At 66.5% G+C, this 24,729-nt stretch carries 17 protein-coding genes; 11 read left to right on the top strand and 6 right to left on the bottom strand.

The window, feature by feature from the left end:
- Positions 1 to 3 precede the first annotated feature (3 nt).
- Positions 4 to 8,580, top strand: a complete 8,577-nt coding sequence (locus E8M01_RS26755) for an MBG domain-containing protein (protein ID WP_170182095.1) — start codon at positions 4 to 6, stop codon at positions 8,578 to 8,580.
- A gap of 131 nt (positions 8,581 to 8,711) precedes the next feature.
- Here E8M01_RS26755 and E8M01_RS26760 read toward each other — a convergent pair whose 3' ends face one another.
- Positions 8,712 to 9,578, bottom strand: coding sequence for a crotonase/enoyl-CoA hydratase family protein (locus E8M01_RS26760; protein ID WP_136962939.1), 867 nt, complete (start codon positions 9,576 to 9,578; stop codon positions 8,712 to 8,714).
- Between the two features lie 93 nt (positions 9,579 to 9,671).
- Here E8M01_RS26760 and E8M01_RS26765 point away from each other — a divergent pair, with 93 nt between their 5' ends.
- On the top strand, positions 9,672 to 10,472 hold the full coding sequence (locus E8M01_RS26765; RefSeq protein ID WP_215908805.1) for a hypothetical protein: 801 nt from the start codon (positions 9,672 to 9,674) through the stop codon (positions 10,470 to 10,472).
- A 171-nt stretch (positions 10,473 to 10,643) separates the two neighbouring features.
- Here E8M01_RS26765 and E8M01_RS26770 read toward each other — a convergent pair whose 3' ends face one another.
- From E8M01_RS26770 to E8M01_RS26785, 4 genes are all read right to left on the bottom strand, one after another.
- Complete coding sequence (locus tag E8M01_RS26770; RefSeq protein ID WP_136962941.1) at positions 10,644 to 11,030, bottom strand: group III truncated hemoglobin; 387 nt, start codon at positions 11,028 to 11,030, stop codon at positions 10,644 to 10,646.
- The gene (locus E8M01_RS26775; RefSeq protein ID WP_136962942.1) at positions 11,030 to 12,223 is read right to left on the bottom strand and encodes an HPP family protein; all 1,194 of its coding nucleotides are present in this window, start codon (positions 12,221 to 12,223) and stop codon (positions 11,030 to 11,032) included. The genes E8M01_RS26770 and E8M01_RS26775 overlap by 1 nt, the downstream gene beginning before the upstream one ends.
- 454 nt (positions 12,224 to 12,677) lie before the next feature.
- Positions 12,678 to 13,529: a universal stress protein gene (locus tag E8M01_RS26780; protein ID WP_136962943.1), complete on the bottom strand. Its 852-nt coding sequence runs from the start codon at positions 13,527 to 13,529 to the stop codon at positions 12,678 to 12,680.
- Between the two features lie 121 nt (positions 13,530 to 13,650).
- Entirely contained in the window at positions 13,651 to 14,370 is a 720-nt protein-coding gene (locus E8M01_RS26785) for a methyltransferase family protein (RefSeq protein WP_246088447.1), read from the bottom strand.
- A gap of 403 nt (positions 14,371 to 14,773) precedes the next feature.
- Here E8M01_RS26785 and E8M01_RS26790 point away from each other — a divergent pair, with 403 nt between their 5' ends.
- The 4 genes from E8M01_RS26790 (at position 14,774) to E8M01_RS26805 (ending at position 19,401) form a co-directional block, all read left to right on the top strand.
- Complete coding sequence (locus E8M01_RS26790; protein ID WP_136962944.1) at positions 14,774 to 16,039, top strand: hypothetical protein; 1,266 nt, start codon at positions 14,774 to 14,776, stop codon at positions 16,037 to 16,039.
- Between the two features lie 136 nt (positions 16,040 to 16,175).
- Entirely contained in the window at positions 16,176 to 16,487 is a 312-nt protein-coding gene (locus E8M01_RS26795; RefSeq protein WP_136962945.1) for a hypothetical protein, read from the top strand.
- A gap of 168 nt (positions 16,488 to 16,655) precedes the next feature.
- Positions 16,656 to 17,222 (top strand): hypothetical protein, encoded by a 567-nt coding sequence (locus tag E8M01_RS26800; protein ID WP_215908806.1) that lies wholly within the window; start codon positions 16,656 to 16,658, stop codon positions 17,220 to 17,222.
- A gap of 850 nt (positions 17,223 to 18,072) precedes the next feature.
- Positions 18,073 to 19,401, top strand: a complete 1,329-nt coding sequence (locus tag E8M01_RS26805; RefSeq protein WP_136962946.1) for a hypothetical protein — start codon at positions 18,073 to 18,075, stop codon at positions 19,399 to 19,401.
- A 61-nt stretch (positions 19,402 to 19,462) separates the two neighbouring features.
- Here E8M01_RS26805 and E8M01_RS26810 read toward each other — a convergent pair whose 3' ends face one another.
- On the bottom strand, positions 19,463 to 19,816 hold the full coding sequence (locus tag E8M01_RS26810; protein WP_136962947.1) for a hypothetical protein: 354 nt from the start codon (positions 19,814 to 19,816) through the stop codon (positions 19,463 to 19,465).
- 224 nt (positions 19,817 to 20,040) lie between these two features.
- Between E8M01_RS26810 and E8M01_RS35155 the strand changes: the two genes are divergently transcribed.
- From E8M01_RS35155 to E8M01_RS26830, 5 genes are read left to right on the top strand one after another with little or no spacing between them, the layout of a single operon-like run.
- Positions 20,041 to 20,199 (top strand): hypothetical protein, encoded by a 159-nt coding sequence (locus E8M01_RS35155; protein ID WP_170182096.1) that lies wholly within the window; start codon positions 20,041 to 20,043, stop codon positions 20,197 to 20,199.
- 29 nt (positions 20,200 to 20,228) lie between these two features.
- Positions 20,229 to 22,379: a portal protein gene (locus E8M01_RS26815; protein WP_136962948.1), complete on the top strand. Its 2,151-nt coding sequence runs from the start codon at positions 20,229 to 20,231 to the stop codon at positions 22,377 to 22,379.
- A 14-nt stretch (positions 22,380 to 22,393) separates the two neighbouring features.
- Positions 22,394 to 22,663, top strand: a complete 270-nt coding sequence (locus E8M01_RS26820; RefSeq protein ID WP_136962949.1) for a hypothetical protein — start codon at positions 22,394 to 22,396, stop codon at positions 22,661 to 22,663.
- A 30-nt stretch (positions 22,664 to 22,693) separates the two neighbouring features.
- On the top strand, positions 22,694 to 23,704 hold the full coding sequence (locus tag E8M01_RS26825) for a hypothetical protein (RefSeq protein WP_136962950.1): 1,011 nt from the start codon (positions 22,694 to 22,696) through the stop codon (positions 23,702 to 23,704).
- Positions 23,705 to 23,716: 12 nt separating this feature from the next.
- On the top strand, positions 23,717 to 24,676 hold the full coding sequence (locus E8M01_RS26830; RefSeq protein WP_136962951.1) for a DUF5309 domain-containing protein: 960 nt from the start codon (positions 23,717 to 23,719) through the stop codon (positions 24,674 to 24,676).
- Positions 24,677 to 24,729 lie beyond the last annotated feature (53 nt).

Below are 24,729 nucleotides of genomic sequence, written 5' to 3' on the forward strand. Positions count from 1 at the left end.
ATGATGAACCGGATCGAAGCCGAAACCCCTCTGCGGCGCCCGCGCGGGCCGCTGGCCGCCGTCCTCTTGGCCTCGACGGCGCTGATCAGCGCCTCCGCCGCTTATGGCCAGGCCTTGCCGACCGGCGGCACGGTGGCCTCGGGCGGGGTCACCATCGCGACGCCCTCGGCGACCCAGATGACCATCAACCAGTCGACCGGCTCGGCGGTGGTCAATTGGAACAGCTTCTCGGTGGGGGCGGGGTCGACCGTCAACATCGTCCAGCCCTCGGCCTCTTCGGCTCTGCTCAACCGGGTCACCGGCAATACGCCTTCGACCATATCAGGCCAGGTCAACGCCAATGGCCAGGTCTTCCTGGTCAATCCCAACGGCATCGCCATCACCCGGAGCGGTGCGGTCAATGCCGCGGGCTTCGTTGCTTCCACGCTTGGCATTTCGGATGAAGATTTCAACGCCGGCCGGCGCAACTTCACCGGCAATGGCGCTTCCGCGGCGGTCTCCAACGCCGGCGCGATCACCATTGGCCGGGGCGGTTATGCTGCCCTGATCGGCGGCTCGGTCGACAATGCCGGCACCATCTCGGTGCCACTCGGGCGGGTTGGCCTTGGCTCCGGCGAGCGGGCGACGCTCGATCTTTCCGGCGACGGCTTCCTGCAGGTGGCCCTGCCGACCAAAGCGACAGGCAATGGCGCCCTGGTCAGCCATTCCGGGCGGATCAGCGCCGATGGCGGCCGGGTCGAGATCCGGGCAGCGCAGGCGCGCGACGCGGTGCGCCAGGCGGTCAATCTCTCCGGTGTGGTCGAGGCCCGTTCGGTCTCCGGCCGGCAGGGCGAGATCGTGCTGGGCGGCGGCGACGGTGCCGTGTCGGTGACCGGCCGGCTCGACGTCTCGACCCGCCAGCGCCAGGCGAGCCCGGCCAGGCCACAGCGCGCTATCAGGGCCGCGGCGCCGGCGACCGGCGGGCGGATCACGGTGACCGCGCGCACCATCGACATGCGTGGCGCCGCTCTCGACGCCTCCGGCCGCGACGGCGGCGGCCAGATCCGCATTGGCGGCGACTATCAGGGATCAGGCCCGCTGCAACCCGCCGAGACCACCACGATCGACGCGGCGACGACGATCCGCGCCGATGCGCTTTCGCGCGGCAATGGCGGCCGGGTGATCGTCTGGTCGGATCTCGACACACGTTTCGCCGGCCTGATCACCGCCCGCGGCGGCGCTCAGGGTGGCGATGGCGGTTTTGCCGAGGTCTCCGGCAAGGCCCGTCTCGGTTATACCGGCTTCACCGATCTCTCGGCGACGCTTGGCCGCTTCGGCACCCTGCTGCTCGACCCTTACAGCATCACGATCTCGAACGGCGCCGATTCGAACCATGATGGCAGCTTCACCGCCACCGGAGATGACAGCGTCATCAATGTCACCACGTTGCAGAATGCGCTTGCCGGCGCCAATGTGACGGTCAACACCGGCTACTTCTGGGCAGGCACCGGCGATATCACGGTGGCCGCGCCGATCACCTGGTCGTCGGGCTCGACGCTGACGCTCAACGCCTATCACTCGGTGATCATCAACGCCAACATCACGATTTCAGGTGGCGGCGGCCTGAGCCTCAACAGCAATGCCTACTCCGCCCAGGGCGGTGTCGTCGCCTGGAACGGCGGCACGGTGACCTATACCGGCGCCGCCAATACCGGCCAGAGCCTGGCCATCAATGGCACGGCCTATACGCTGATCTTTGACGTCGACCAGTTGCAGCAGGTCAATTCCAACCTCGGCGGCACCTATGCCCTGGCGCGCAATATCGACGCCACGGCAACGGCGACGTGGAACGGCAATGCCGGGCTTGACCCGATCGGCACCTTCAACGGCTTCGTTTTCGGAAACGGTTTTACCGGTCTGTTCGACGGGCTCGGCCACACCATCAAGAACCTCACCGTCGCGCCGACGGGCGGAAACGCGGCCGGACTGTTCGGCCAGGTCGGTGTTGGCGGCACCGTGCAGAATATCGGGCTGGTCGACGCCACCATTCGCGGCCCCGGCGACTACACCGGCGGCCTCGTCGGAAACAATCTGGGCACGGTCAGCCAGAGTTGGGTGAGCGGGACAGTGCAGGGCACCAGCGTAACGGGAGGTCTTGTCGGTGAAAACGCCGGCACGGTGAACCGCTCGTTTTCCAGTGCGATCGTCAATGCCGTCGGCACGCCGACCATAACCGGCGGGCTCGTCGGCTGGAACAGGGCTTCCGGGGTCATCAGTGATGCCTATGCCACCGGGGCGGTGCAAGGCGGCGGCGTTAGCGGCACCGTTGGCGGCCTCGTCGGCATCAATGATGCGACGGTCTCCCGCAGCTATGCGGCTGGTTTCGTCAGCGGCACGTCGCTGAACGGCGGATTGATCGGCACCAATAGCGGCACCGCCAATGCGAGCTATTTCGACACCTCGACGGGGCTCGGCAACGCGGTCGGCCAAGGCAATGCCACCGGCATCACCGGACTGACCACGACGCAATTGCAGACCGGCCAGGCTGGCGGCCTCGGCGGGGCCTTCGGCGGCGGCACCGGTCTCTACCCCTATCTGACGTCGATCTTCGCCCACGGCATCCAGGTGGTCTCAGGCTTCGCCTATGCGGATGCCGGCGCGACGCCGCTGGGCTTAGGCGGCACGGTCGGCGCGGTTCTCGGCGGTTCGTCGCTCGGCACGGTATCGACCGGCGCCAATGGCTATTATTACCTGGCGGTGGCGGCGGGAACGCTGACCAACGGCACGCCGCTCCTGACCTATTCCAGTGCCAATTCGGCCCGTGTGGCGACCGCGACCGGCGCGGCCGTCCAGTCGGCCGCTCTCTACGGCCAGATGCTGACGGCGCCGACCTCGGCGCTGCTCTATTCGCAAGCCTCGGCCGATGCGCGGGCCAATGCCACCGCCGCCGCCGGCGGTGTCGCCGCCGCCGTCGCGGCGATCAATGGCACGACCGGCCTGGAACTGACCGCGACGGGCGCGAGCTTCACCATCGACCAGGCGGTGAATATCTCCGGACGCCTCGGCGTGACCACTCTTGCCGGCGCGCCGCTGACGGTTGCCCAGCCGATCACCATTGGGGATGGCGGCGCGTTGACGCTCAACAGCGGCGGCCTGCTGAACATCAATGCCGCCGTGACCGTCCGGGGCGCGAACGCCGTGACGCTCCGCTACAATACCTCGGCGACCACCAATCTGTCGTTTTTCGGCGGCAGCCTGACCTTCGCCAATGCCGATGGCAGCGCCGCGACGACGACGGTCGCCGGCCAGTCGCTGACGGTCAATGGCGTCAATCACACACTCGTCTACAACATGGCCCAGCTCGATGCGATCGACGGCTTCAACGCGGTCGACGGCTCGGTGATGACGGTCCATGGGGCCGGCCGGTACGGCTCATATGCGATGGCCGGCAATCTCAATGCGACCGGCGTCACCTACAACGCCGGATTGTTCGGCCGCGATGAAGCCTCCAGCTTCATGGGATCCTTCGAGGGACTTGGCCACACCATTACCGGTCTGACATCCGCCGCTTCCGGCATTAACTTCGGTGCGTTGATCAGCGTGACCGGCAATGGTTATTACGGGCAGGGCGGCAATGTGCGCGCCCTCGGCCTTGTCGATGTCAATCTACAGGGCCAATACACTGTCGGCGGCATGGTCGGCTACAATAACGGCGGCTTCCTGACAGCGGTCTCCATCACCGGCCGGGTCAGCGGCAGCCACGGTGTCGGTGGTCTGGTCGGCTTGAATGCCGGGCTGATCACCAATGCCTATTCGACCGCGACGGTCAGCGGCACCCATACGGTCGGCGGCCTCGTCGGCACCAGCCGCGGACCGATCGTCTTGTCCTATGCGACCGGCGCGGTGTCGGCCGGCGACATCGCGGGCGGCCTTGTCGGCTACAACCTGGATTACATCGTTCAATCCCTCGCCACGGGTTCGGTGACGGCTGGTTACAGTTATGCCGGCGGCATTGCCGGCTTGAACACCGGCACATTGGTGCAGACCTACGCCACCGGCGCCATCCGTGGCGTCGTGGCTTTCGGCGGGTTGATCGGCCGCAACGTCGCCGGCGGCCAGGTCCTGGATAGCGCCTTCGACGTGGAGACCACGGGCCGAGCGGCCGGCATCAGCGACAACGCCAACGGCTGGTCGACAGGCATGGCGGCCCTGACGACCGCGCAACTCCAGACCAACGGCCTGCCGGCCGGTTTCGATCCCGCGTTCTGGGCTGGCGGTACCGGCGGGCTCTACCCCTATCTGAAGACCTTCTTCCCCGGCGGTGTTCAGGCCGTCTCGGGTTTTGCTTATGACGGCACCGGCGCGACGCCGCTGGCCAGCACCGTCTCGGTCGCCGGTGGCGGCGTGGTCATGGGCAGCGCGATAACCGGCGCCAACGGCTATTATTACGTCTTCGGCGCGGCCGGAACGCTGTCGAACCCGGCGGGTGTCGCAGCCTATGTCACCAGCGGCCAGCAGGCCCTGTCATTCCGGCCGGGCGCGCCCGGGGCCCTGACCACCGGCCTCGACATTTCCGCCGGCTGGCGGCGCGATACGCCAGGCGCCGCCGTCACCTCGCTGGCGGCGCTCGAAAGCGCCTTCGCGACGACCGTCGGCGCCACCGCGGCGGCCGGCCTCACCATCGCCAACCGCCAGATCGAGATTTCGGCCGCGGGTTTCGCGCTCGACCAGGCGGTGTCGCAGAGCGGCACCCTGGCGCTCGCCTCCAACGGCACGGTGACCCAGACGGCCGCGCTGACCGCCGGCACCTTGCGGCTTGACGGCACCGGCTCCTTCGCGCTCGGCGCGGCGGCCAACCAGGTCGGTACGCTCGCTGCCAATGTCGGTAGCCTCTCGCTCGCCAATGGGGCCAATCTGGCCACCGGGAGCGCCGCCGATGCGATGGGCACGTCCATCACTGGCGTCACGACGTCGGGCAACACGACCATTGCGGTATCAGGCGATCTCACCATCGCCTCCGGCGCCACGGTGTCGGGCCAGAACCCGGTGCTTTCGGCGACCGGCGCCTTCATCAACAATCAGGGCAGCGACGCGGTCACGGCCACGTCGGGACGCTGGCTGATCTATTCTTCGGCCGCCGCCAGCGATGTTTTCGGCGTGACCGGCAGCCTGCTCGACAGCGGCAATACGGCGATCTTCGGCGCGACGCTTATGACGCTCGCGCCCGGCAGCGTGAGCCCGACCGGCAATCGCTATATCTTCGCCAACCAGCCGACCCTGATCATCACCTCGACCAGCCATAGCAAGACCTATGGCGTCGACGTGACCGCCGATCTCGCCAGCCACTATACCGTCACGAGTTTTGATACCGGGCTGGCCGGCGTCTATCTCGGCGACAGTTCGGCGACCGCGCTCACCGGCACCGCCAGCGTCACCTCGCTCGGCGCCGCCGCCACCGCCGGCGTCTCGGGCTCGCCCTATACGATCACGGTGTCGCAGGGGACGCTCGCCTCGGTCTCCGGTTACGCCCTGAGCTTCGTCAACAGCGGCACCCTGACGGTCGATCAGCGGGCGATCACGGTGACCGCCACGACCACCAGCCGGTCCTATGGCGACGCCAATCCGACCTTTGCCTATACGGTCGGCGGCGCCGGCCTGGTCAATGGCGACAGCTTGTCGGGCGCGCTCGCGACCGCGGCGACCGCGACCTCGAATGTCGGCACTTACGGCATTACCCAGGGGACTTTGGCCGACGCCAATTATTCCATCACCTATCTGGGCGCCACCCTGACGGTGAACCAGCGGGCGGTGACGGTGACGGCCGACACGCTGAACCGGGCCTATGGCGATGCCAACCCGGCGCTGACCTATACGACCAGCTCGCTCGGCGCCGGCGCGGCACTCAACGGCAGCCTCACGACATCGGCCAATGGCACCAGCAATGTCGGCGCCTATGCCGTCAGCCAGGGCACGGTGACGGATGCCAACAATCCAAACTATACGCTGACCTATGTCGGCGCCAACCTGACGGTGAACCAGCGGGCGGTGACGGTGACGGCGGATGCAGCCAGCCGGACCTATGGCGATGCCAATCCGGCCTTCACCTATGGCCTGACCTCCGGATCGCTCGTCAACGGCGATACGCTGACGGGAACTTTGGCCACCACCGCGAACGCGGCCTCCGATGTCGGAACCTATGGCCTGACCCAGGGCAGCGTCGCGATTTCGGCCAACTACGCGGTCACCTATGTCGGCGCCGACCTGACGGTGAACCAGCGTGCCGTGACGGTGACGGCCAGCGCGGCCAGCCGGGCCTATGGCGACGCCAACCCGGTGTTCGGCTTTACCACCACCTCGCTCGGGGCAGGGGTGGCAATTGCCGGCGGCCTGGTGACTTCGGCCGACGGCACCAGCGGTGTCGGCACCTATGGCATCACGCAAGGGACCGTGACCAATGCCAACAACCCGAACTATGTCGTGACCTATGTCGGCGCCGACCTGACGGTCAACCAGCGGGCGATCACGCTCTCGGCCAATGCGACCAGCCGCGCTTATGGCGACGCCAATTCGGCCTTCGGTTATGCGATCGGCGGCGCCGGTCTGGTGAATGGCGACACCGTGTCGGGCGCGCTCGCGACGACGGCGACCAGCACGTCCGATGTCGGCAATTACGGCATCACCCAGGGCACGCTCGGCGTCTCGGCCAATTATGCCGTGACCTATGTCGGCGCGAACCTGACGGTGAACCCGCGGGCGGTGACGGTGACCGCGGACGCGCAGAGCCGGACCTATGGCGACGCCAATCCGGCGCTGACCTACACCACCACGTCGCTCGGCGACGGCGCGGCGCTGACCGGCGGGCTCGTGACCTCGGCCACGACCGCCACCGGCGTCGGCGCCTATGCGATCGGCCAGGGCAGCGTGACCTCGGCCAACAATCCGAACTATGCGGTGACCTATGTCGGCGCCGACCTGACGATCAACCAGCGCGCGGTGACGGTGACGGCCGACGCCGGGAGCCGCACCTATGGCGATGCCAACCCGACCCTCACCTATGGGGTGACCTCGGGTTCCCTGGTCAATGGCGATACGTTCTCAGGCGCGCTGGCGACCGCGGCGGCCAGTTCCGACGTCGGCACCTATGGCATCACCCAGGGCACGCTCGCCAATGCCAACTACGCCATCATCTATCAGGGCGCCACCCTGACGGTGAACCAGCGGGCGGTGACGGTGACGGCGAATGCCACCAGCCGCCAATATGGCGACGCCAACCCGGTCCTGGGCTTCACCACGACCTCGCTCGGCGCAGGCGTGGCGATAGCGGGCAGCCTGGCGACCGCGGCCGATGGCACCAGCGGCATCGGCGCTTATGGCATTACCCAGGGGACCGTGACGACGGCGAACAATCCGAACTATGCGCTGACCTATGCCGGCGCCGACCTGACGGTGACCCAGCGGGCCATCACGGTCACCGCCAATGCGCAGAGCCGGATCTATGGCGACGCCAATCCGGCGCTGACCTATGCCCTGACCTCGGGCTCGCTGGTCAATGGCGACGGCTTCAGCGGCAATCTCACGACGGCGGCCAACGGCACCTCCAATGTCGGCGCCTATGGCATCACCCAGGGCACCGTCGCGGTCTCCGCCAACTACGCCGTCACCTATGTCGGCGCGGATCTGACGGTGACGCCACGCGCGCTCGGCATCACCGCCGACGCGGCGAGCCGGATCTATGGCGATGCCAATCCAGCCTTCACCTATGCGGTGACCTCGGGCTCCCTGATCAATGGCGACAGCCTGAGCGGAGCACTGTCGACCGGGGCAACCGTTGCCGCCAATGTCGGGACCCATGCGATCACTCAGGGGACCCTCGGCAATGGCAACTACGCGATCAGTTATACCGGCGCCAACCTGACCATCACGCCGCGCGCCATCGGCGTGACGGCCGATGCGGCGAGCCGGACCTATGGCGATGCCAATCCGGTCTTCGCCTATAGCGTGACCGCGGGTTCCCTGGTCAATGGCGACCTGTTGTCGGGGGCCATGGCGAGCACGGCGATCGCCACCTCCAATGTCGGCGGCTATGCCATCACGCAGGGCTCGCTCGCCGCCTCGTCCAATTACACCATGACCTTCACGGGCGGATCGCTGGCGGTCACCCAGCGGGCGATCACGGTTTCAGCCGACAATCTCACCCGGCTCGCCGGCCAGGCCAATCCGCCGCTGACCTACAGCGTCGGCGGCCGTGGGCTCGCCAATGGCGACAGCCTGTCGGGCGAACTGGCGACGACGGCTTTGCAGGGCAGCAATCCCGGCGACTTTGCCATCAGCCAGGGCACGCTGGTCGCGTCGGCCAATTACCTGATGACCTTCCAGGCCGGCAATCTCACCGTGACGCCGGCGGGTGCGCCGACCACCGGCCTGTCCAGCACGGTGGCCTCGGCCTTCCGCGCCAACGCCGCCTGGCCGGGCTCGTTCGACAGCATGAAGGCCTTCGCCCTGCTGGCCGGCGGCCGCTCCCCGGGGCTCGTCGAGGATCCCCGTTTCAGCGGCGGCCTGATCTGCCTTGGCGGCGCTTCGTCTTGTTTCGCAACGCCTTGAGGCGGAACGCTGAATCGGTCTCGCAGCGGGCCGCGAAGCCCGCCATCGGCCGGCGTCGGCCGATGCCGGGCTCCGACCTGACCGGTTGAGCCGCAGCCGCGACGCGGCGCGGCGTCTTGCGGGCTGCCGGCTCAGCCCTCCGGCCTGAGGCGCTTGGACACCTGGCTGGCGATCGGAGCGCCGCTGTCGCGTTCGGCGACCGCCTGCTTGAAGCCGACCTCCTGCGCCCGCTCGCGGAACCAGATGCCTTCGGGCGTATGGCGCGAGACGCCGTCGAACAGGGTCGCGAACATCTGCGTGTTGTTGAGGCCCATATTGTCATAGGCCTGATTGACGACCATTTTGGTCATCATCAGCTGGTTGCGCGGCACCCCGCGCAGCCGGCCGGCCAGATGTTCCACCGCGTCGTCCAGATCCGCCGCGGGCACCGCCTTCAGCGCGAGGCCGATCGCCGCTGCCTCGGTGCCGTCGATCAGGTCGCCGGTCATCATCATGCGCTTGGCCATTTGCGGGCCCAGCCGATAGACCCACATGGCGGGTGTCGGCACGCCCCAGACGCGCGACGGCGGATAACCGATGCGGGCATCCTCCGCCATGATCAGGAAATCGCAGCAGAGCGCGATATCGGACCCGCCGGCGACCGCCGCGCCATGGACCCGGGCAATCGTCGGCTTGGAGGCGCGCCAGAGCGCCATGAAGTCCTGGGTGTTGCGCCACATCATGGTGAAATCGAGCGTCGGGTCCCAGGGCATGTCCTGCGAACCGGCAATCTCGCCCTTGCGTTCGGCATAATGTTTCAGGTCATAGCCGCCGCAGAAGCCCGGGCCGGCGCCCTTGAGCACGATGACATGGACGTCCGGATCGGCCTCGGCCATTTCCACCGCCGTCCGGATCTCGCGCGGCATGGCGCTTTCGATGGCGTTGAAATGGTCGGGCCGGTTGAGCGTGATGGTCGCGGTGCGATTGCCGGTTTCGTAGAGCAGCGTCTGGAACGTCATCGTCCGGTCTCCGGGGGCGTGGGCGGCGGGGCTTGTCGTGGTCGCGCAAGCGAAATATTTCACAATTTGTCGAATTCTGACGAAATGAGCAATATGACGATCGAGGCGGGCGACGACGGCCTGAGTGCCCGGGCGGTGATCCTGGATCTCCTGTCGACCGATCGGGCGGCGACCTATTCGGTTGCCGACCTGATCCGCGCCGGTGCGGTTTTTGGCATCGGGCCGGCCGGTGTGAGAACCGCGATCACCCGCCTCAAGGCGGACCAGAGGCTGCGGCAGGAGGCGCGCGGGCTCTATGCCATCGGGCCGGAGGGCGAGCCGTTGCAGCACCGTATTCTCGGCTGGCGGACGGTGCCGGCACGCCGGCGCGAGTGGAACGGCGAATGGCTCATCGCGCTGGCCGGACCGCGCGAGCGGGCCGACCGGACGGTCTGGCGGCGGACCATGCGCGCCTTGGAGCTGGAAGGTTTTGTCGAGGCGGAGACCAATCTCTGGGTCAGGCCGGACAATCTCGACGAAGGTGCGGCGGGCGTGCGCGACCGGCTCGGCGAACTCGACCATGCGCCGTCGCTCCTGGTCGTCGCGGCAAGCGGGCTCGACACCGTCAGACGGAGGCGTTTTGGCTTGCTCTGGGACGGCAAGGCCATCGCCGTCGGGCATCGACGCCTGAGCCTCGCGCTGGATCGCAGCCGTGTCCGGCTCGATGGCGCGGAGCTTCAGGTCGCAGCCGCCGAAACCCTGACGCTCGGCCGGCAGGCGGTGCGCCGGATCGTCCGCGACCCCCTGCTGCCGGACGAGTTCTGTTCGCCCGACGCGCTGACCGGATTGATCGCGGCGATGGACCTCTACGACCAGTTCGGCAAGGCAGTCTGGCGGCGCTATCTGGCGATGTGACGATCCACCGCGTCATGGCCGTGCTCGTCACGGCCATCCACGTCTTTCCGGTCGAAGTCATGCGTGGATGGCCGGGACAAGCCCGGCCAGGACGGATGGCGCGGAGAGGCTGCACACAGGCTCCAACGGAGCCGTCCTTGATGCAATGCTTCGATCTGACGCGATCAAATCCTAACGCGTCGCCTTCGCGGCTTCCGGCTTGAAGAACAAGCCGGCGATCAGGCTGTCGGCGATCCGTTCCGCCCTGGCGTCGAACTGGGCAGCGATCTCCTGGTCAAACAGTTCGGCTGTCGTCGCGCGCCAGAGCCCGAGCCAGATGGCGAACAGCTCGGGTTTCAGCGGCAATTGCCGGTGGACACTCAAAGGATCGCCTTTGTATTGGCCCTGGCCCAGCATGACCCTTGTCCAGAAGGCCTGGAGAATGCCGACATGGGCATCCCAGTCGTCGACCGCGGCATCGAAGATCGGGCCGAGCTCGGGATCCTGCCTGACCTTGCCGTAGAAGCGCTCGATCAAGTGGCGGATTGCTGCCGTATCGACGGTTTCGATCGATGCCATCAGGCGGCCTTCGCGGGCAGGCCGTCTTCGACCTTGGCCGTGACGCGGCCGTGGAACAGGGCGGCGATCAGGTCGGATTGGGTGACCACGCCGACCAGCTGGCCGTGGGCGCTGACGATCGGCAGGTGATGCCAGCCGCCATCGGCCATCAAGGGCACCAGTTCGGCGATCAATGTCTCGGGCCGTGCCGAGCGCACCGGCGTCGTCATGATCTCCTCGACCGTTGCCTGCGGCGCGCGTTCGAGCCGGGCGGCCCGGCGGAACCGGTGGGCGAGGCCAATGCGCGGCCCCTTGCGGCCCCAGGCGACCTTGTCCAGGAGGTCGGTCTGGGTGACGATGCCGACGACCCGGGCGTCTTCCGTGGTCACCGGCAAGGCCTTGACGCGATGCGCGCGCAACAGCGCCAGCGCGTCGCGCCAGGGGCTTTCCGGCGACACCGCCGCGACATCGCGCGACATGATGTCGGCGCAGGTGATCTCGCCGGAACGGCGGTGGAAGGCGCGTTGCTCGGCCTGGTGCAGGATGCCCTCCAGGTCGTCCCGGTCGACATCGAGAAGCTCGCCATGGGCGGCAATGGCGGCGTCGAGATCGGCCGAAGTGAAGCCGAGCCGGGCGGTCGGCTTCGGATCATCGGTCTTGTGATCGAGGGCGGGCGAGGGCGGCTGCCGGTGCGGATAGCGCCGCCCGGTGAGATTGTTGAAGATGAGGGCGACCGCCAGCAGCAGCAGCGAATTGACGCCGACCGGCCAGAGCACGAAGCCATAACCCGCCGCCTGGACCGCGGGTCCGCCGAGCACCGCGGTCAGGGCCACCGCGCCGCCAGGCGGATGCAGACAGCCGAGCAGCATCATGGCGCCAATGGCGGCGCCGCCGGCGACGGCCGCGGCAACGAAAGGATCGGTTATGAAGGCGGCGGCGGTGACGCCGATCAGCGCGGCGACCATATTGCCGCCGAGGATCGACCAGGGTTGGGCGAGCGGGCTCGACGGCACGGCGAAAAGCAGCACGGCGGAAGCGCCCATCGGGGCGATCAGCAGCGGCAATTCGGCCGATGTGCCGAGCGCCAGCTTGGTGACGAGACCGGTGACGAGGATGCCGACGAGGGCGCCGACGGATGCGCGCAGGCGTTCCGCCGGGCTGACCGGGGCAAGCCCCGGATTGAGGCGCTTCAGCAAAACGGCAAGGCCAGGCATGGACGGGAACTCACCACAGGAAACACCGGGGTGGTGTTGCAGAGGTTCTCTCCGCGCGGGCGCCCAAGCCATTAGCAAATTGCTCACAATTTGGGCAATGGCGGTTTGTTCCCTTTTTCGAAGGGGGCCTGGAATTTCATGTGCGTCATGGGCGGGCTAACGGATGCACACATCTCGACAATCCGTGTCTTGGCGCGCCGTTCCTCGCTTCGTCATGGCCATGCTTGTCACGGCCATCCACGTCTTCCGCGGTCAGGACAATGCGTGGATGGCCGGCACAAGGCCGGCCATGACGGAAAAGGGCGGCGCACGCGCTATCCGTGGTTCTCGTGCGAAGCCTGGAAGGGCGGCGAATTCAGGCTTGCTTTGCGAGATGTGTGAATCCGGTGGCTTGCGCGGGTGAGACCGCGCGGCCGGATCACGGCAAATCCGGCCGCATGGCGTGGGATCGTGGTCAGTAAGCCAGCAGCAGCGGCAATGGCGAGTGATGGGTCAAATGGCTGGTCACACCGCCGAGCAGCATCTGCCGCCAGCGCGAGTGCTCGTAGGCGCCCATCACGATCAGGTCGGCGCCGGTCGTGCGCGCATGTTCGGCGATCGTCGCGCCGACCGATTGGCCGGCAAGCGCCACGCTCGAGACCGTGGTGGTGACGTCATGGCGGGCGATGTGCTGGGCAATGCCGGCGGCCGGCGGTACGCCGGCGAGATCCTTCTCGCCGGTCACCGTCAGGATATCGATTTCGGCCGGCGGGGCGAAGAAGGCGAGCGCCGCCTTGACCGCGCGGGCGGCGTGGGCGGACCCGTCCCAGGCCACCAGCAGCTTGCGGAAGTTCGCGCTGGCCGGGCGGGCAGGGGGCACGACCAGGACCGGGCCGCCGCCCTCGAACAGGATCGAGGTGAACAGCGCATTGCCGGGATCGAGCATCCGCCCGGGCCGGTCGACGACGACGAGATCCGAGCAACGCGCCAGACCGACGGCGAAGGCGCCCGCGGAACCAAGATCCTCCACGGCGGTCGAGATGTCGCAGACAAGCGACAGGTCCTTGGCCTTTTGCCGGGCCTGGGCGGCAAAGGCCTGAACCGCGGCTTCGGCCTTGGCATTTGCGTCGGCAATGAGCGAACTCGAAAAGCCCGGAAAGACGAAGGAACCGGGTGTTGCGATCTTCGGCGCCGACAGTGCGACGGTGAGATGCGCCGCCATATCCTTGGCGAGAGCAAACGCCTGGTCGAGGGCGGGCGTCGTGCTCACGGTTGCGTCGGCCTCGATCGGCATTTCGACGAAAGCGAGGAGATCTTGAAGGGGCATGGCAGGCCTCTGCGTGATGATATCCGGTGAAGACTATCATGAGACGCGCGGGTTGCCTGGATCTGGATCAAATGCGGCGATTTGTCCGTTTCCATCGGTCGCAGCGCAGACGGGCAAGGCGCTACCAGACCCCGGGCACCAGCCGTGAACGGACCCTTTGCGCATAGTCGCGATAGCCGGGCAGCTCGGCTTGCAGCGTCTCGTCCTCCCAGCGCGTGCGGATCACCAGGATGAGCGCCGAGACCAGCGCCGGCAGCAGAGCCCACCAGGAGCCGAGGCTAAGCGCGATGCCGACGAGCAGGAGACCGGCGGCGGAATAGCCGGGATGGCGCACCAGCGCATAGGGGCCGCTGTCGATCACCTGGTGGTCGCGATCGGTCTGGATCCGCACGCCCGGCTCGAAATGGCGGTTGACCGCCTGCGCCCAGGTCGTGCCGGCAAAACCCGCGAGCCACAGGAGATAGCCGAGGGCCACGACCGGTGTGGTCATTGCCGACCAGTGAAAGCGGCCGTCATCGAGCCCGGCCACCACGGGGATTGCCAGAAGCGCCGGAGCGAGAAGCGCCAGCAGGAGCTTGTCCCAGCTCTTGGTGCCCGGCTGGATCCGCCGGCGGGCGGCGAAGATCTCCGGATTGATCTGCCACAGGGCCGCGGCGGCGCTCGCCATGGCGAAGGAGAAGATCACCAGGAACAGCCAGCCGCGGGTCCAGGAGAGATGGCCGGCCGGCAGGAACAGGACGAGCGCCAGCAGCGGCGGCACGGCGACGAGGCCGATCAGGGAGTGCCGCCGCACGTCCGCCGGCATCTCATAGGGCAGTGGGTCTGGCGCGCCATCCGGCATGGCCTGTCGTCCTTGCAAAGCGCGGCTTGAACGGCGTGGAAGCATGGCCCGGCATTGCGGCGACTTGGTGCCGGGTGGGATGTGGGGCGGGAACGCTGACGCGGCCGTTCACGAGATGCTGCCGTCGCGGGCGCACATCTGATGGCGGCGGGTGAAATCACTCGGGCGGAATCAGAACCTGTACATCCGGCTTCAAGAGTCTGAACGGACTCCCGAAACCGCCTGCAGGCGACGTTCGGGTGATCCGGCAAAAAGCCAATGGCTGCCGGCCTTGGCGCTCTTCTTGACGGCGTGATTTTTATCGCTTGACATTTACTAGGAAAATAGTCATACACGAAATATACAGTCACGACATTGCGCCCGGAGGTTCACACCTTCCGGGCTTTTTGTTTTGGGGTATCCGATGGACGACGAAATCCCCGGCCGGCGCGACTGGCGCACCGACAATCTCGCGCGCGCCGTTACCGGTTTGAATGGGGTTCCGTCGCCAAGCCTCAGAATGGGAGATCATCGTCAAGCCCTGCGAGACTATCTGCTGGCCAATGATCTGGATGTAGCGAACAGGCCGGTGGCGCCGAAGCGCACCTGGCGAGAAACCTTAAGTCTTGGCTGGCCCGGGCGCATGGCAATCGACCTCTACGACGCGTTCACCCTACCTGGCGATATGATGACTGACCCCAATCTGGCGCGGGAATTGTACGACGGTAGCCGCAACATGTCGCCCGAAACACGTCAGCGGGTGTTGGACCTCTCCAGCATGGGTTTCGGTGCTGCATTCCGCGCCATCCGGGGAGCGGCGCCGGCAACTCGTTCGACGGGTGTTTCGGCGATGCGTGGGACGCCGCATGATCCGGCTAGCCTGCCGCAACGGCCATTCCACGCGGACTATCCGAATCTTGCAATACGCGGTGACGGCAGCTCAACGACAGGCTTGCCCGCAGCCGGAGCGGCGTTCGGTAGTCCACTCACCCAGACCATTGACGGCGCCGCCATCACCGCGCCCATCATCGCGGGTCGGCGAACAGTCGGCGGTCCGGATCAGGGACTTTCTTTGGATGAAGTCCGCGGGCTTGGCGAGGCCCTCACGGGGCGACCGATACGTGCCGTGCCAGCATCCGAACTCCCAAAACGAGCGCGCGCCATCTACACAAGCGAGGTCATGCCCGACGGCACCCGGCAGCGCTCGATCGCTTACAATCGGGACGAGCCACCGACGGCATTGCCGGGAACACTGGGGCATGAAGCAGGGCATGCCGTCGAGGATTTTGTGGGAATATTGTCTCGGGGACGCGGAATAAACCAGACCGGGCTTGATCGCCAACTTCGCCAGATTTATCACGACTCGAGGAGCAGTACCCCGGGACAGACACGCAGGTTGGCCGGCCCCGAGGATTGGGGATACCCAGCTTCGGAGGTGCCCGGTGAATTGATGGCCGAAGCCATTCGGGTCTACTTGCTCAATCCAAACTACATCAAATCGATAGCGCCCGAACTGGCTGAGCGGATCAGGCGCGCAGTCAACACGCATCCGGACCTGTCCAAGCACATCCAGTTCAATCAAGGCGCGCCTTTGCCGCCAGGTGCCTTGGGAGCGGGTCAAGAACGCGGTCCCGAAGTGCCGCATGCGGCGCCGGAGGCCTGGTGTCCGCCGGGGCGGCTCTGCACGTGAGAGATATCTAGATTCTCGGGCGAAAGACGTATGGAAAATTGTAGATCAGCCCAACGACAACGCTGATACTCGTCGCAGGGATGGATGAGGCCGGGATCTGACAATGTTGCGGAGGCGGAACAACGAAATCGTAATTTTGTTTGACGTTCGCGATTTGGCGCAATGGTGGACCGAATTGCGCAACCTCTGGGGGGTGCCCGGCTCGAGGCTCAAATTGCTGCTGGCGGAGCGCGGTCTCGAGAAGCTGATCAAGCGCCACAACGTTATCTTCGTCAGCAATGAATGGCGCTTCTCGCTGGCACTTCACCACCTACCCGTCCGGCCAGGACGTCGTCGCAAGGTATTTCCGGTGTCGCCGTGGATCGGAGGTCGTTCCAGGCCGGGGCCGCCGTTCCCCTGGACCGACAAGCCGCTGCGAAAATTGCGCGGTCCGCGGCCAAGGATCTGACTTTGCAGAGCCACGAGAAGGCCGCGCTCTGACCTTGCCGTGGCTGGGCTTGAATGATCGGGGTTTCGCTGCGCCAAGGCGTGGTTGGTCTTCGCCACCAGAACGGTTGCGCGCCTCCGCGTTTTGTCGCTGCCGTGTTCGTCATCGCCTCAGATAGGAATTCCCCTCATGCAACGCATGCGATCCAGGCGGCGTCTGGCGGCGGCTTCGGCCGCGCCGGCGCTGGCCGATGAACCGACAGCATTGCCGCCCGCACAGGAGCCCGAAACGGCTCTGCCCGTCATTACGGAGACGGAGCGTCGGCCGGTCGGCGGTCAGCCAAAATACCAGATCGATTTCGCCCGTCAGGCGGCCAAGCTTTGCGCTCTTGGCGCGACCGATGCGGATCTCGCCGAGTTCTTCGCGGTCCATATCTGCACCATCAACCGCTGGAAGGTGGCGCACGAGGCCTTCTGGCGCGCGCTCAAGCTCGGCAAGGGTGCGGTCGATGACATGGTCGAGCGCAGCCTCTACCAGCGCGCGGTGGGCTTTTCCTACGACACGATCAAGATTTTCACCCACCAGGGCCAGGTCATCAGGGCCGAGCATCGCGAGTACTATCCGCCCGACACCGCGGCGGCGATCTTCTGGCTGAAGACGCGCCGGCCGGAGGAATGGCGCGAAAAGCTTGACGTGAACCACAGCGGCAACCTGACCGTCGAACTTGTCAAATTCTCGGACGACCCGGAGTCCTGACGGCTGGCAGCCGCGCTGATGCCGGCGCTCGCCGTGGGACCGTCTGAGTTCGGGGTTGGGCAACACCGGCGTCGGTCTTCTCGACGTCACGCCGGTTGGCCTGCCGTTTGCCGCACAGGAAGCCAAGCGCGACTATGAACAGGGCAACTATTGGGGCGCCGCAGCCAATGCCGCGTCGGTTTTGCCGCTTGGGCTGGTCGCGGGAGGCGTAAGGCGAGCTGGAACATTTGCGTCAGGTCGCGGCGCTGATCCAGCATCCAAGACCGCGAGAATGAATCCTCCGCCGGACCTGCCGCAGCGGCCTTTCGAACTCGATTACCCGCGGGGAGTCGATGGATCGGGACCGCTCGAACGAACCATCGACGGAGACCCCATCACAGCCCGATTCGTTGCCGGGCGACGCGTCGCCGGCGGCCCCGACGAGGGGCTCGCGAGGGGAGAATTTGACGCCATTGCAGAGGCGACAACGGGCCAAAGGCCTTTGGCAGTTGCGTCACGCGATATTCGAGGAGACGCCGCTCGGTTGGTTGTGGACCGTCGATCCAACCGACCTACCTCCATATCCTATGACCGGGCGCTCCGGGCGGACCAAGCCGACCGAGTAGTTGGACACGAAGTCGGCCATGCGATTGATGTTCTCGCTGGGCGAATACCGACACGAGGTCTCCACGACCAACGTGGCGCCGTCTATGACGCACTGAACAACCCGCAGAGGCGCCTGCCGAGGGCTGCACAGGCCATGACCAGCGCCGGAGGACATCGGGGCGGTCGTTCCGGTCGGGCACCAATTCAAGCCCGGCAAATCGCCGAAAGCCTGATTTCAACCACGGCGGCAACCCGACGGTCGAACGTGTCAAATTCTCGAACGATCCGGATTCCTAACGGCTGGCAGCCGCGCTGGTATCAGCGCGCGCTGTGGGACCATCTGGAAGCGGGCGGCAAACGCGCCTTGATGGTGGCGCATCGGCGCTGGGGCAAGGACGAGGTGGCGCTGCATCGCTCCGCCGTCGCCATGATCGAACGGCCGGCAACCTATTGGCACATGCTGCCGGAATATGGTCAGGGCCGGAAGGCGATCTGGAACGCCGTCAACCCGCATTCGGGCAAGCGGCGCATCGACGAGGCCTTTCCGCACGAGATCCGCAACCGCTCGAACGACAATGAGATGTTCATCGAGCTCATCAACGGCGCGACCTGGCAGGTGGTCGGGTCCGACAGTTATGACAGCGTGGTCGGTTCACCGCCGGTCGGCGTGACCTTTTCCGAATGGGCTTTGGCCGATCCGCGCGCCTGGGCCTATATCCAGCCGATCCTGTCGGAGAATGACGGCTGGGCGCTGTTCATCACCACGCCGCGCGGCAAGAACCATGTCGAGCGCATGGTGCGCGGGCATGACAAGGATCCGAACTGGTATGTCGGCATCCAGACCGTCGACGACACCCACGCCATCAGCCGGGAGGCGGTGGACGAGGCGCGCAAGGGCTATCGGGCGCTGTTCGGCGACGACCAGGGCGACATGCTGATCGAGCAGGAATATTACTGCTCTTTCGATGCCGCGGTGATTGGCGCCTATTACGGCCGGCAGATGGCGCAGGCCCTGCGCGAGCGTCGGATCTGCGGCGTTCCCCATGATCCGGCAGCCCCCGTCTGGACCGCCTGGGACCTCGGCATGGATGACGCGACCGCGATCTGGTTCGTGCAATGTGTCGGGCGCGAGTTCCACGCGATCGACTATTACGAGGCGACCGGCATGGACCTTGCCCATTACGTCAAGCTGGTGAAGGACAAGCCCTACCTCTACGGCGGCCATATCCTGCCGCATGACGTGAAGGCGCGCGAACTCGGCACCGGCAAGAGCCGCGAGGAGGTGCTGAAGACGCTCGGGCTGGCGGTCACCGTCTGTCCGGACCACCGGGTCGACGACGGCATCAATGCGCTGCGCCTGATGTTGCCGAAACTCTGGTTCGACCAGGAGAAATGCGCACGCGGCATCGAGGCCTTGAGCCTCTACCGCGCCGATTACGACGAGAAGAACCAGGTGCTCAAACCGAAACCCGTGCACGACTGGGCGAGCCACCCGGCCGATGCCCTGCGCTATCTAGCCATCGGCATCGGCGACGCGCCGGATGCGCCGGTCGGCCTGCAGAACTGGCAGATGCCCAAACGGGTGGTGGCCTGAGGACCGTACGTTCGGTTTTGCGTAGGCGCTGCCAAGGCGGCTCGTCGACGAGGCCAGCGTGTCAATCGCAAGTCGTCGCATAGGTGCCGTTGCCCATGGGTCTCGTGCGGCAGGTGGTCGACTGGGGCATCGGCTGAGCACGGGCTGCCGCGGCGTCGGAATAGGCCCGCGACATAGCGTTCATGCCGGCCGCGGCCGCGTCGATCGCCGCGGCCCGCTGGTCTCTGTCCTCGGTGATCTTCGCTTGGACCAGGGGCGAGGCGCATTGGGCGAGGGCGTTCTGATCGGTCAACCCGAGGCCACGGCAGGTGGCCATGGCCTCCTGCAGCCACACCCGCTGCTGCGCCGTCCGCGATTCCGGCGTCGAGCAGCCAGTCAAAAGAACGGTTGTTGCAACGACATGCTGCCACTTCATGTGAGGGCCTCCAGGTCTTGATCACCGATTCCGACGAGCCCGAGACGCGTGCCGCGTGGTCGCCTGCACCATCAGGTTGCAGGAAGACAGATACAACCACTGCGCGCCATCAGTCTAGGTAATTTTTCCTGGCGGCTGCCGCGACGCAGGCATCGACGCGAACGACGCGGCGCGGATCGAAAGGCCGGGGGCCGGGTGCCGCAACCAATGAAGGACCAACCATCATGGCCGACGCACATATCCTCGTCGCGGGTTTCGACGGGCAGGTGAGCCGCGCACTGCGCGCCGATGCGATCGGCAACTTCACGGCAGACGGCGATACGATCGCGACCGTCATCGCCGTCGCCGGCACACGGTTCATCAGCCTCGTCGCGGGCGTCTGACCATGGCTGGCCCCAGGACCAATGAGCCAATGAGTGACGCGCCGATGACCGATGACGAATTGCTCGCCGTCATCGACGGCATGATGCAGCAATGTGTCGCTTATGACGACAATGAGATGCGCGGCAACCGCGTCCGCGCGCTCGACTATTACCGCGGCGAGATGCGCGACCTGCCAGCCCCCGAGGGCCGGTCCTCGGCGATCTCCAAGGACGTCCGCTCGGCGGTGGCGAAGATCATGCCCTCGCTGATGCGCACCTTCGCCGGCGGCGACAAGGTGGTGGAATATGTGCCGCGGACGCCGGCCGACGAGCCTTTCGCCGAACAGGCGACCGACTATGTGAATTACAAGTTCTGGACCCAGTGGGACGGCTACCGGGTGCTCAACGCGGCGTTCCAGGATGCGTTGCTGTTGCGCAACGGCGTGTTGAAGCACTGGTGGGACGAGCGCGCCGACATCGTGGTCGAGCGCTATACCAATCTGACCGCCCTCGACCTCGATGGCCTGACCGCCGATCCCGCGGTCACCGTGCTGGAGCGTGAGGATTATCCCGAGACCGATCCGGCGGTGCTGGCGGTGATCCCCGACGCTGAGCGCCATGACGTCAAGATCCGCCGCGTGCGGATCAAGGCCGGCGTCAAGATCGCGGCGGTGCCCGGCGAGCAGTTCCTGATCGATCCGGAGGCGGTGACCATCGAGGATGCCCGCATCACGGTGCACCGGTTTCCGGAGACGCGGTCGAACCTGATCGCGCTCGGCTTCGACCGCGAGGTGGTGGAAGCCATTCCGGCCTGGTCCGGCGATGTCGAGAGCGAGGTGCGCCGCGCCCGGCTCGGCCGCAGCGGCGTGTCGTCCGAAAGCTATGATCTCGGCGGCCCGGCCACGCAGGTCGTGGAATTCGCGGAATGTTATGTCCGCCTGGACGCCGACGGCGACGGCTTTGCCGAACTGCGCCGGGTCTGCATCGCCGGCTATTCGGGCGCCCACCGCATCCTTTCGAACGAAGAATGGGACGAGGTGCCGTTTTCGGACCTGCCCTGCGAGATCGTCGCGCATCGCTGGCAGGGCATGAGCCTGTTCGACGACATCGAGGATGTGCAGAAGAAAAAGACGGCGCTCGTCCGCGGCATGCTCGACAATATCTATTGGCAGAACGCCCAGCAGCCGATCGTCGATGTCGGCGCCATCGAAGATCCGAGCGACATCACCAATCCGGAATTCGGCAAGCCGATCCGGCTGAAATCCGGCCGCGATGCCCGCGCAGCACTCGCCTATAACCAGGTGCCGTTCACTGCCGCCGCGAGCCTTGGCGCGCTCGACTATCTCGACCGCGAGGCGACCGACCGCACCGGCATTTCCGACGCCTCCGCGGTGCTCTCGCCGGACGCGCTGCAGAACCAGACGGCGACCGCCTCGCGCATCCTGGAAAGCGCGTCCACCGCGCGCGCCGAGATGATCGCCCGGACCTTCGCCGAAACCGGGCTCCGCCGCATGTTCGCGGCGATCCTGCGGCTGATCGTCAAGCACCAGCCGCAGGACGAGATCATCCGGCTGCGCAACACCTGGGTGACCTTCACGCCGGGCAAGTGGAGCCCGGACATGGATGCCAGCGTCAATACCGGGCTCGGCGCCGGATCGCGCGAGCGCGACATGGCGGTGATGACCCAGATCGGCACGATCCAGAAGGAGATCCTGGCGACCATGGGCCTGGACAATCCGCTTGTGACGATCGGCAATCTCGCCAATTCGCTCAACAAGTTCGTCGCCGCCGCCGGCCTTCGCTCGCCCGAGCTCTATTTTCTGAAGCCGACGCCGGAGGCTCTGGCGCGCCTGACCCAGCCGAAGCCCGATCCCACCGCCGGCCAGGCCGAGATGGCCATGCAGATGGAACGTGAGCGGCGCCAGGCCGAGATGGCGGCGGATCAGGCCCGCATCCAGGCCGAGGCCGAGCGCGATGTTCTGGTCGAGCGGATCAAGGCCGACGGGGCATTGCAGCTGCAGCGCGAACGGCTGGCCGCCGAGCTCGACATGAAGAAGGCCGAGCTCGAGACCAGGGTCGCACTCGCCCAGGCCTCCGCGCTGCGCTCGGTGACGCCGGACGAGGCGCTGAACCCGGCGGTGCAGCAGACGCTCGACGGCATCGTCAAGACCACCAATGAACTGCTTCGGCCAGGACCGTGACGATGCCCGCAACGATGTCCGTGACGTCGCCTTCGACGACCATGTCGGCGCGGCCGACGCCGGAGGAAGCCCGCTTCATCGCCGAACATCCGGCCTTGATCACAGCGCTCGCCATGCTGGAGCATGACGCGGTGGAGCGGGCGATCTCCGCTGACCCGAAGGACGATCAGACCCGGCGCCTGGCCCTCGACGAGGCCCGCGCCATCAGAACTTTGCGCTCTCGGCTGGCAGCCCTTGGCCGGCCAGCACACGAGGCCGCCAAAGGCCCGTCACCCTATGCGTGACGGACATCCGACGCTTGAGAAGGTAAGCTCATGACCAACGCAGATGGTGCAGGCACCGCCCCGGCGGTGAACACTGACGCGCGCGCCGATTTCGCCCAAGGTGTCGATGACCGGCTCTCCGCATTCCTGTCGACCGACGAGGTCGGGTTTCGGGAACAGGCGGAGGACCGGAGGGATGACGACCAGGCGCTGGCCGGCCACGACCCCGAAGACCTCTTCGGGCGCCAGGCATCAGACACCCGCGATGATGCCGATCCCGAGATCTCGGACCATGCGGCCGAGCCCGAGCCAGCCAGGATCCGGCTCGCCGACGGCACGGAAGCAACCGCCGAGGAGATCCAGGAATGGCGTGATGCGGGCCTGAGGACCGCCGACTATACCCGCAAGACCCAGGAGGTCGCCGAGACCAGGCGAGCCCTGGACTCGCGTGCGGGCGAAGTCTCGGTCCATCACACCGCCGTTGCGGAAGCTCTCGAACGGGCGCTTGCGGTGGTCGAGGCCTATGTGCCGACGCCACCTTCGACCGATCTCGCACTCCACGATCCCGCCCGCTACACCCAGGAAATGGCCATCTACCAGGCGGCCATGGGCCATGTCGAAGAGATCACCCGGCAGAGGCTGCAGCTGACCGCCCAGGCGGACCAGCGTGCGCAGGCCGACCGGGCGAACTTCGTTCAAGGCGAGCGGGACCGGCTGTTCGCCGCCATCCCCGAATTGAAGGACGGCGCCAAGCGCCAGGCCTTCAACCAGGAGATGATCAAGGCGGTGGAGGCCTATGGCTTCAGTCAGGCCGACTATGCCCAGATCATCGACCACCGGCTGATCCGCGTGCTCGCGGATGCCGCCCGGTACCAGAAGATCAAGGCAGCCTCGGCCGGCGGGGCCCTGCGGCCCGCGGCCCAGCGTTCGCCCCAGCCTCCGGGTCGGCGCGCCGGGCAGGCGGGTGGCAACGAGATCGGTTCGGCGCTCGCCCAGGCCAAACGCAGCGGCTCGAAAGCGGACACGGCGCGCGCCATCGACGCATGGCTCGCCGCCGACTGACAGGAGCCTTCTATGGCCCAGATCGCCAATACCTATGACACCTATGCCGTCAAGGGCATGCGCGAAGACCTGCGCGACCAGATCTACAATATCGCGCCGGAAGACGTGCCGGTGTCCTCGATGATCAAGAAGTCCGACGTCGAGAACATCCGGCACGAATGGCAGACCGATACCATTCGCTCGCCGGCCGCCAATGCCCAGGTCGACGGCGACGAATATGCCTATAATGCGGTGACGCCGACCACCCGCGTGTCGAACATCTCGCAGATCATGCGCGAGACCTACATCATCTCGGGCACCACCGAGGCGGTGAAGAAGGCCGGCCGCAAATCCGAGCTCGCCTATCAGGGCAAGCTCAAGATGGCGGCGCTGAAGCGCGACCTGGAACGCGCCATCATCGGCGCCAACACGGCGTCGCTGCTTGGCAATTCGACCACGGCGCGCATGCTCGGGTCGCTGCCGTCCTGGCTCACCACCAATGTCGATCGGGGGGCCGGCGGCGCCAATGGCGGCTATTCGGCCGGCACCTCGCTGACGGTCGCGGCCACCGACGGCACCGTCAGGGCCTTCACCAAGGCGCTGCTCGATAGCGTCCACCAGGCCTGCTACACCGCCGGCGGCAATCCTTCCGTGCTGATGCTGCACCCGACCCAGAAGCGAGTCTTTTCGGCCTTTTCCGGCATTGCGCAGCTGCGCAAGGATGTCGACACCGGCAAGCAGGCGGAGATCGTCGGCGGCGCCAACCTCTATGTCGGCGACTTCGGCGACTTCGCCGTCCAGGTCAACCGCTGGCAGCGCCCGCGCGACGCCTGGCTGATCGACCCGGATTATCTCGAGCTCGGTTTCCTGCGGTCGTTCCAGAAGCAGACCCTGGCCAAGACCGGCGACGCCGAAAAGCGCGCCATCATCGTCGAGGCGACGCTGATCGTGAAGAACGAGGCGGCGCTCGGCGTGGTGGCGGACCTGACCTGATCAGGGACCAGGGGGCGGTCGCAAGGCCGCCCCGTTGTCCCGGCCCGGCAGCG

The organism is Phreatobacter stygius (assembly GCF_005144885.1).
Lineage (GTDB): Bacteria > Pseudomonadota > Alphaproteobacteria > Rhizobiales > Phreatobacteraceae > Phreatobacter > Phreatobacter stygius.

Bases quoted from the DNA above. Each gene is read 5' to 3' on its own strand.
- E8M01_RS26755 (WP_170182095.1), top strand. From the start codon at position 4: ATGAACCGGATCGAAGCCGAAACCCCTCTGCGGCGCCCGCGCGGGCCG.
- E8M01_RS26760 (WP_136962939.1), bottom strand. From the start codon at position 9,578: ATGACGTTCCAGACGCTGCTCTACGAAACCGGCAATCGCACCGCGACC.
- E8M01_RS26765 (WP_215908805.1), top strand. From the start codon at position 9,672: ATGACGATCGAGGCGGGCGACGACGGCCTGAGTGCCCGGGCGGTGATC.
- E8M01_RS26770 (WP_136962941.1), bottom strand. From the start codon at position 11,030: ATGGCATCGATCGAAACCGTCGATACGGCAGCAATCCGCCACTTGATC.
- E8M01_RS26775 (WP_136962942.1), bottom strand. From the start codon at position 12,223: ATGCCTGGCCTTGCCGTTTTGCTGAAGCGCCTCAATCCGGGGCTTGCC.
- E8M01_RS26780 (WP_136962943.1), bottom strand. From the start codon at position 13,529: ATGCCCCTTCAAGATCTCCTCGCTTTCGTCGAAATGCCGATCGAGGCC.
- E8M01_RS26785 (WP_246088447.1), bottom strand. From the start codon at position 14,370: ATGCCGGATGGCGCGCCAGACCCACTGCCCTATGAGATGCCGGCGGAC.
- E8M01_RS26790 (WP_136962944.1), top strand. From the start codon at position 14,774: ATGGACGACGAAATCCCCGGCCGGCGCGACTGGCGCACCGACAATCTC.
- E8M01_RS26800 (WP_215908806.1), top strand. From the start codon at position 16,656: ATGCAACGCATGCGATCCAGGCGGCGTCTGGCGGCGGCTTCGGCCGCG.
- E8M01_RS26810 (WP_136962947.1), bottom strand. From the start codon at position 19,816: ATGAAGTGGCAGCATGTCGTTGCAACAACCGTTCTTTTGACTGGCTGC.
- E8M01_RS35155 (WP_170182096.1), top strand. From the start codon at position 20,041: ATGGCCGACGCACATATCCTCGTCGCGGGTTTCGACGGGCAGGTGAGC.
- E8M01_RS26815 (WP_136962948.1), top strand. From the start codon at position 20,229: ATGAGTGACGCGCCGATGACCGATGACGAATTGCTCGCCGTCATCGAC.
- E8M01_RS26820 (WP_136962949.1), top strand. From the start codon at position 22,394: ATGTCCGTGACGTCGCCTTCGACGACCATGTCGGCGCGGCCGACGCCG.
- E8M01_RS26825 (WP_136962950.1), top strand. From the start codon at position 22,694: ATGACCAACGCAGATGGTGCAGGCACCGCCCCGGCGGTGAACACTGAC.
- E8M01_RS26830 (WP_136962951.1), top strand. From the start codon at position 23,717: ATGGCCCAGATCGCCAATACCTATGACACCTATGCCGTCAAGGGCATG.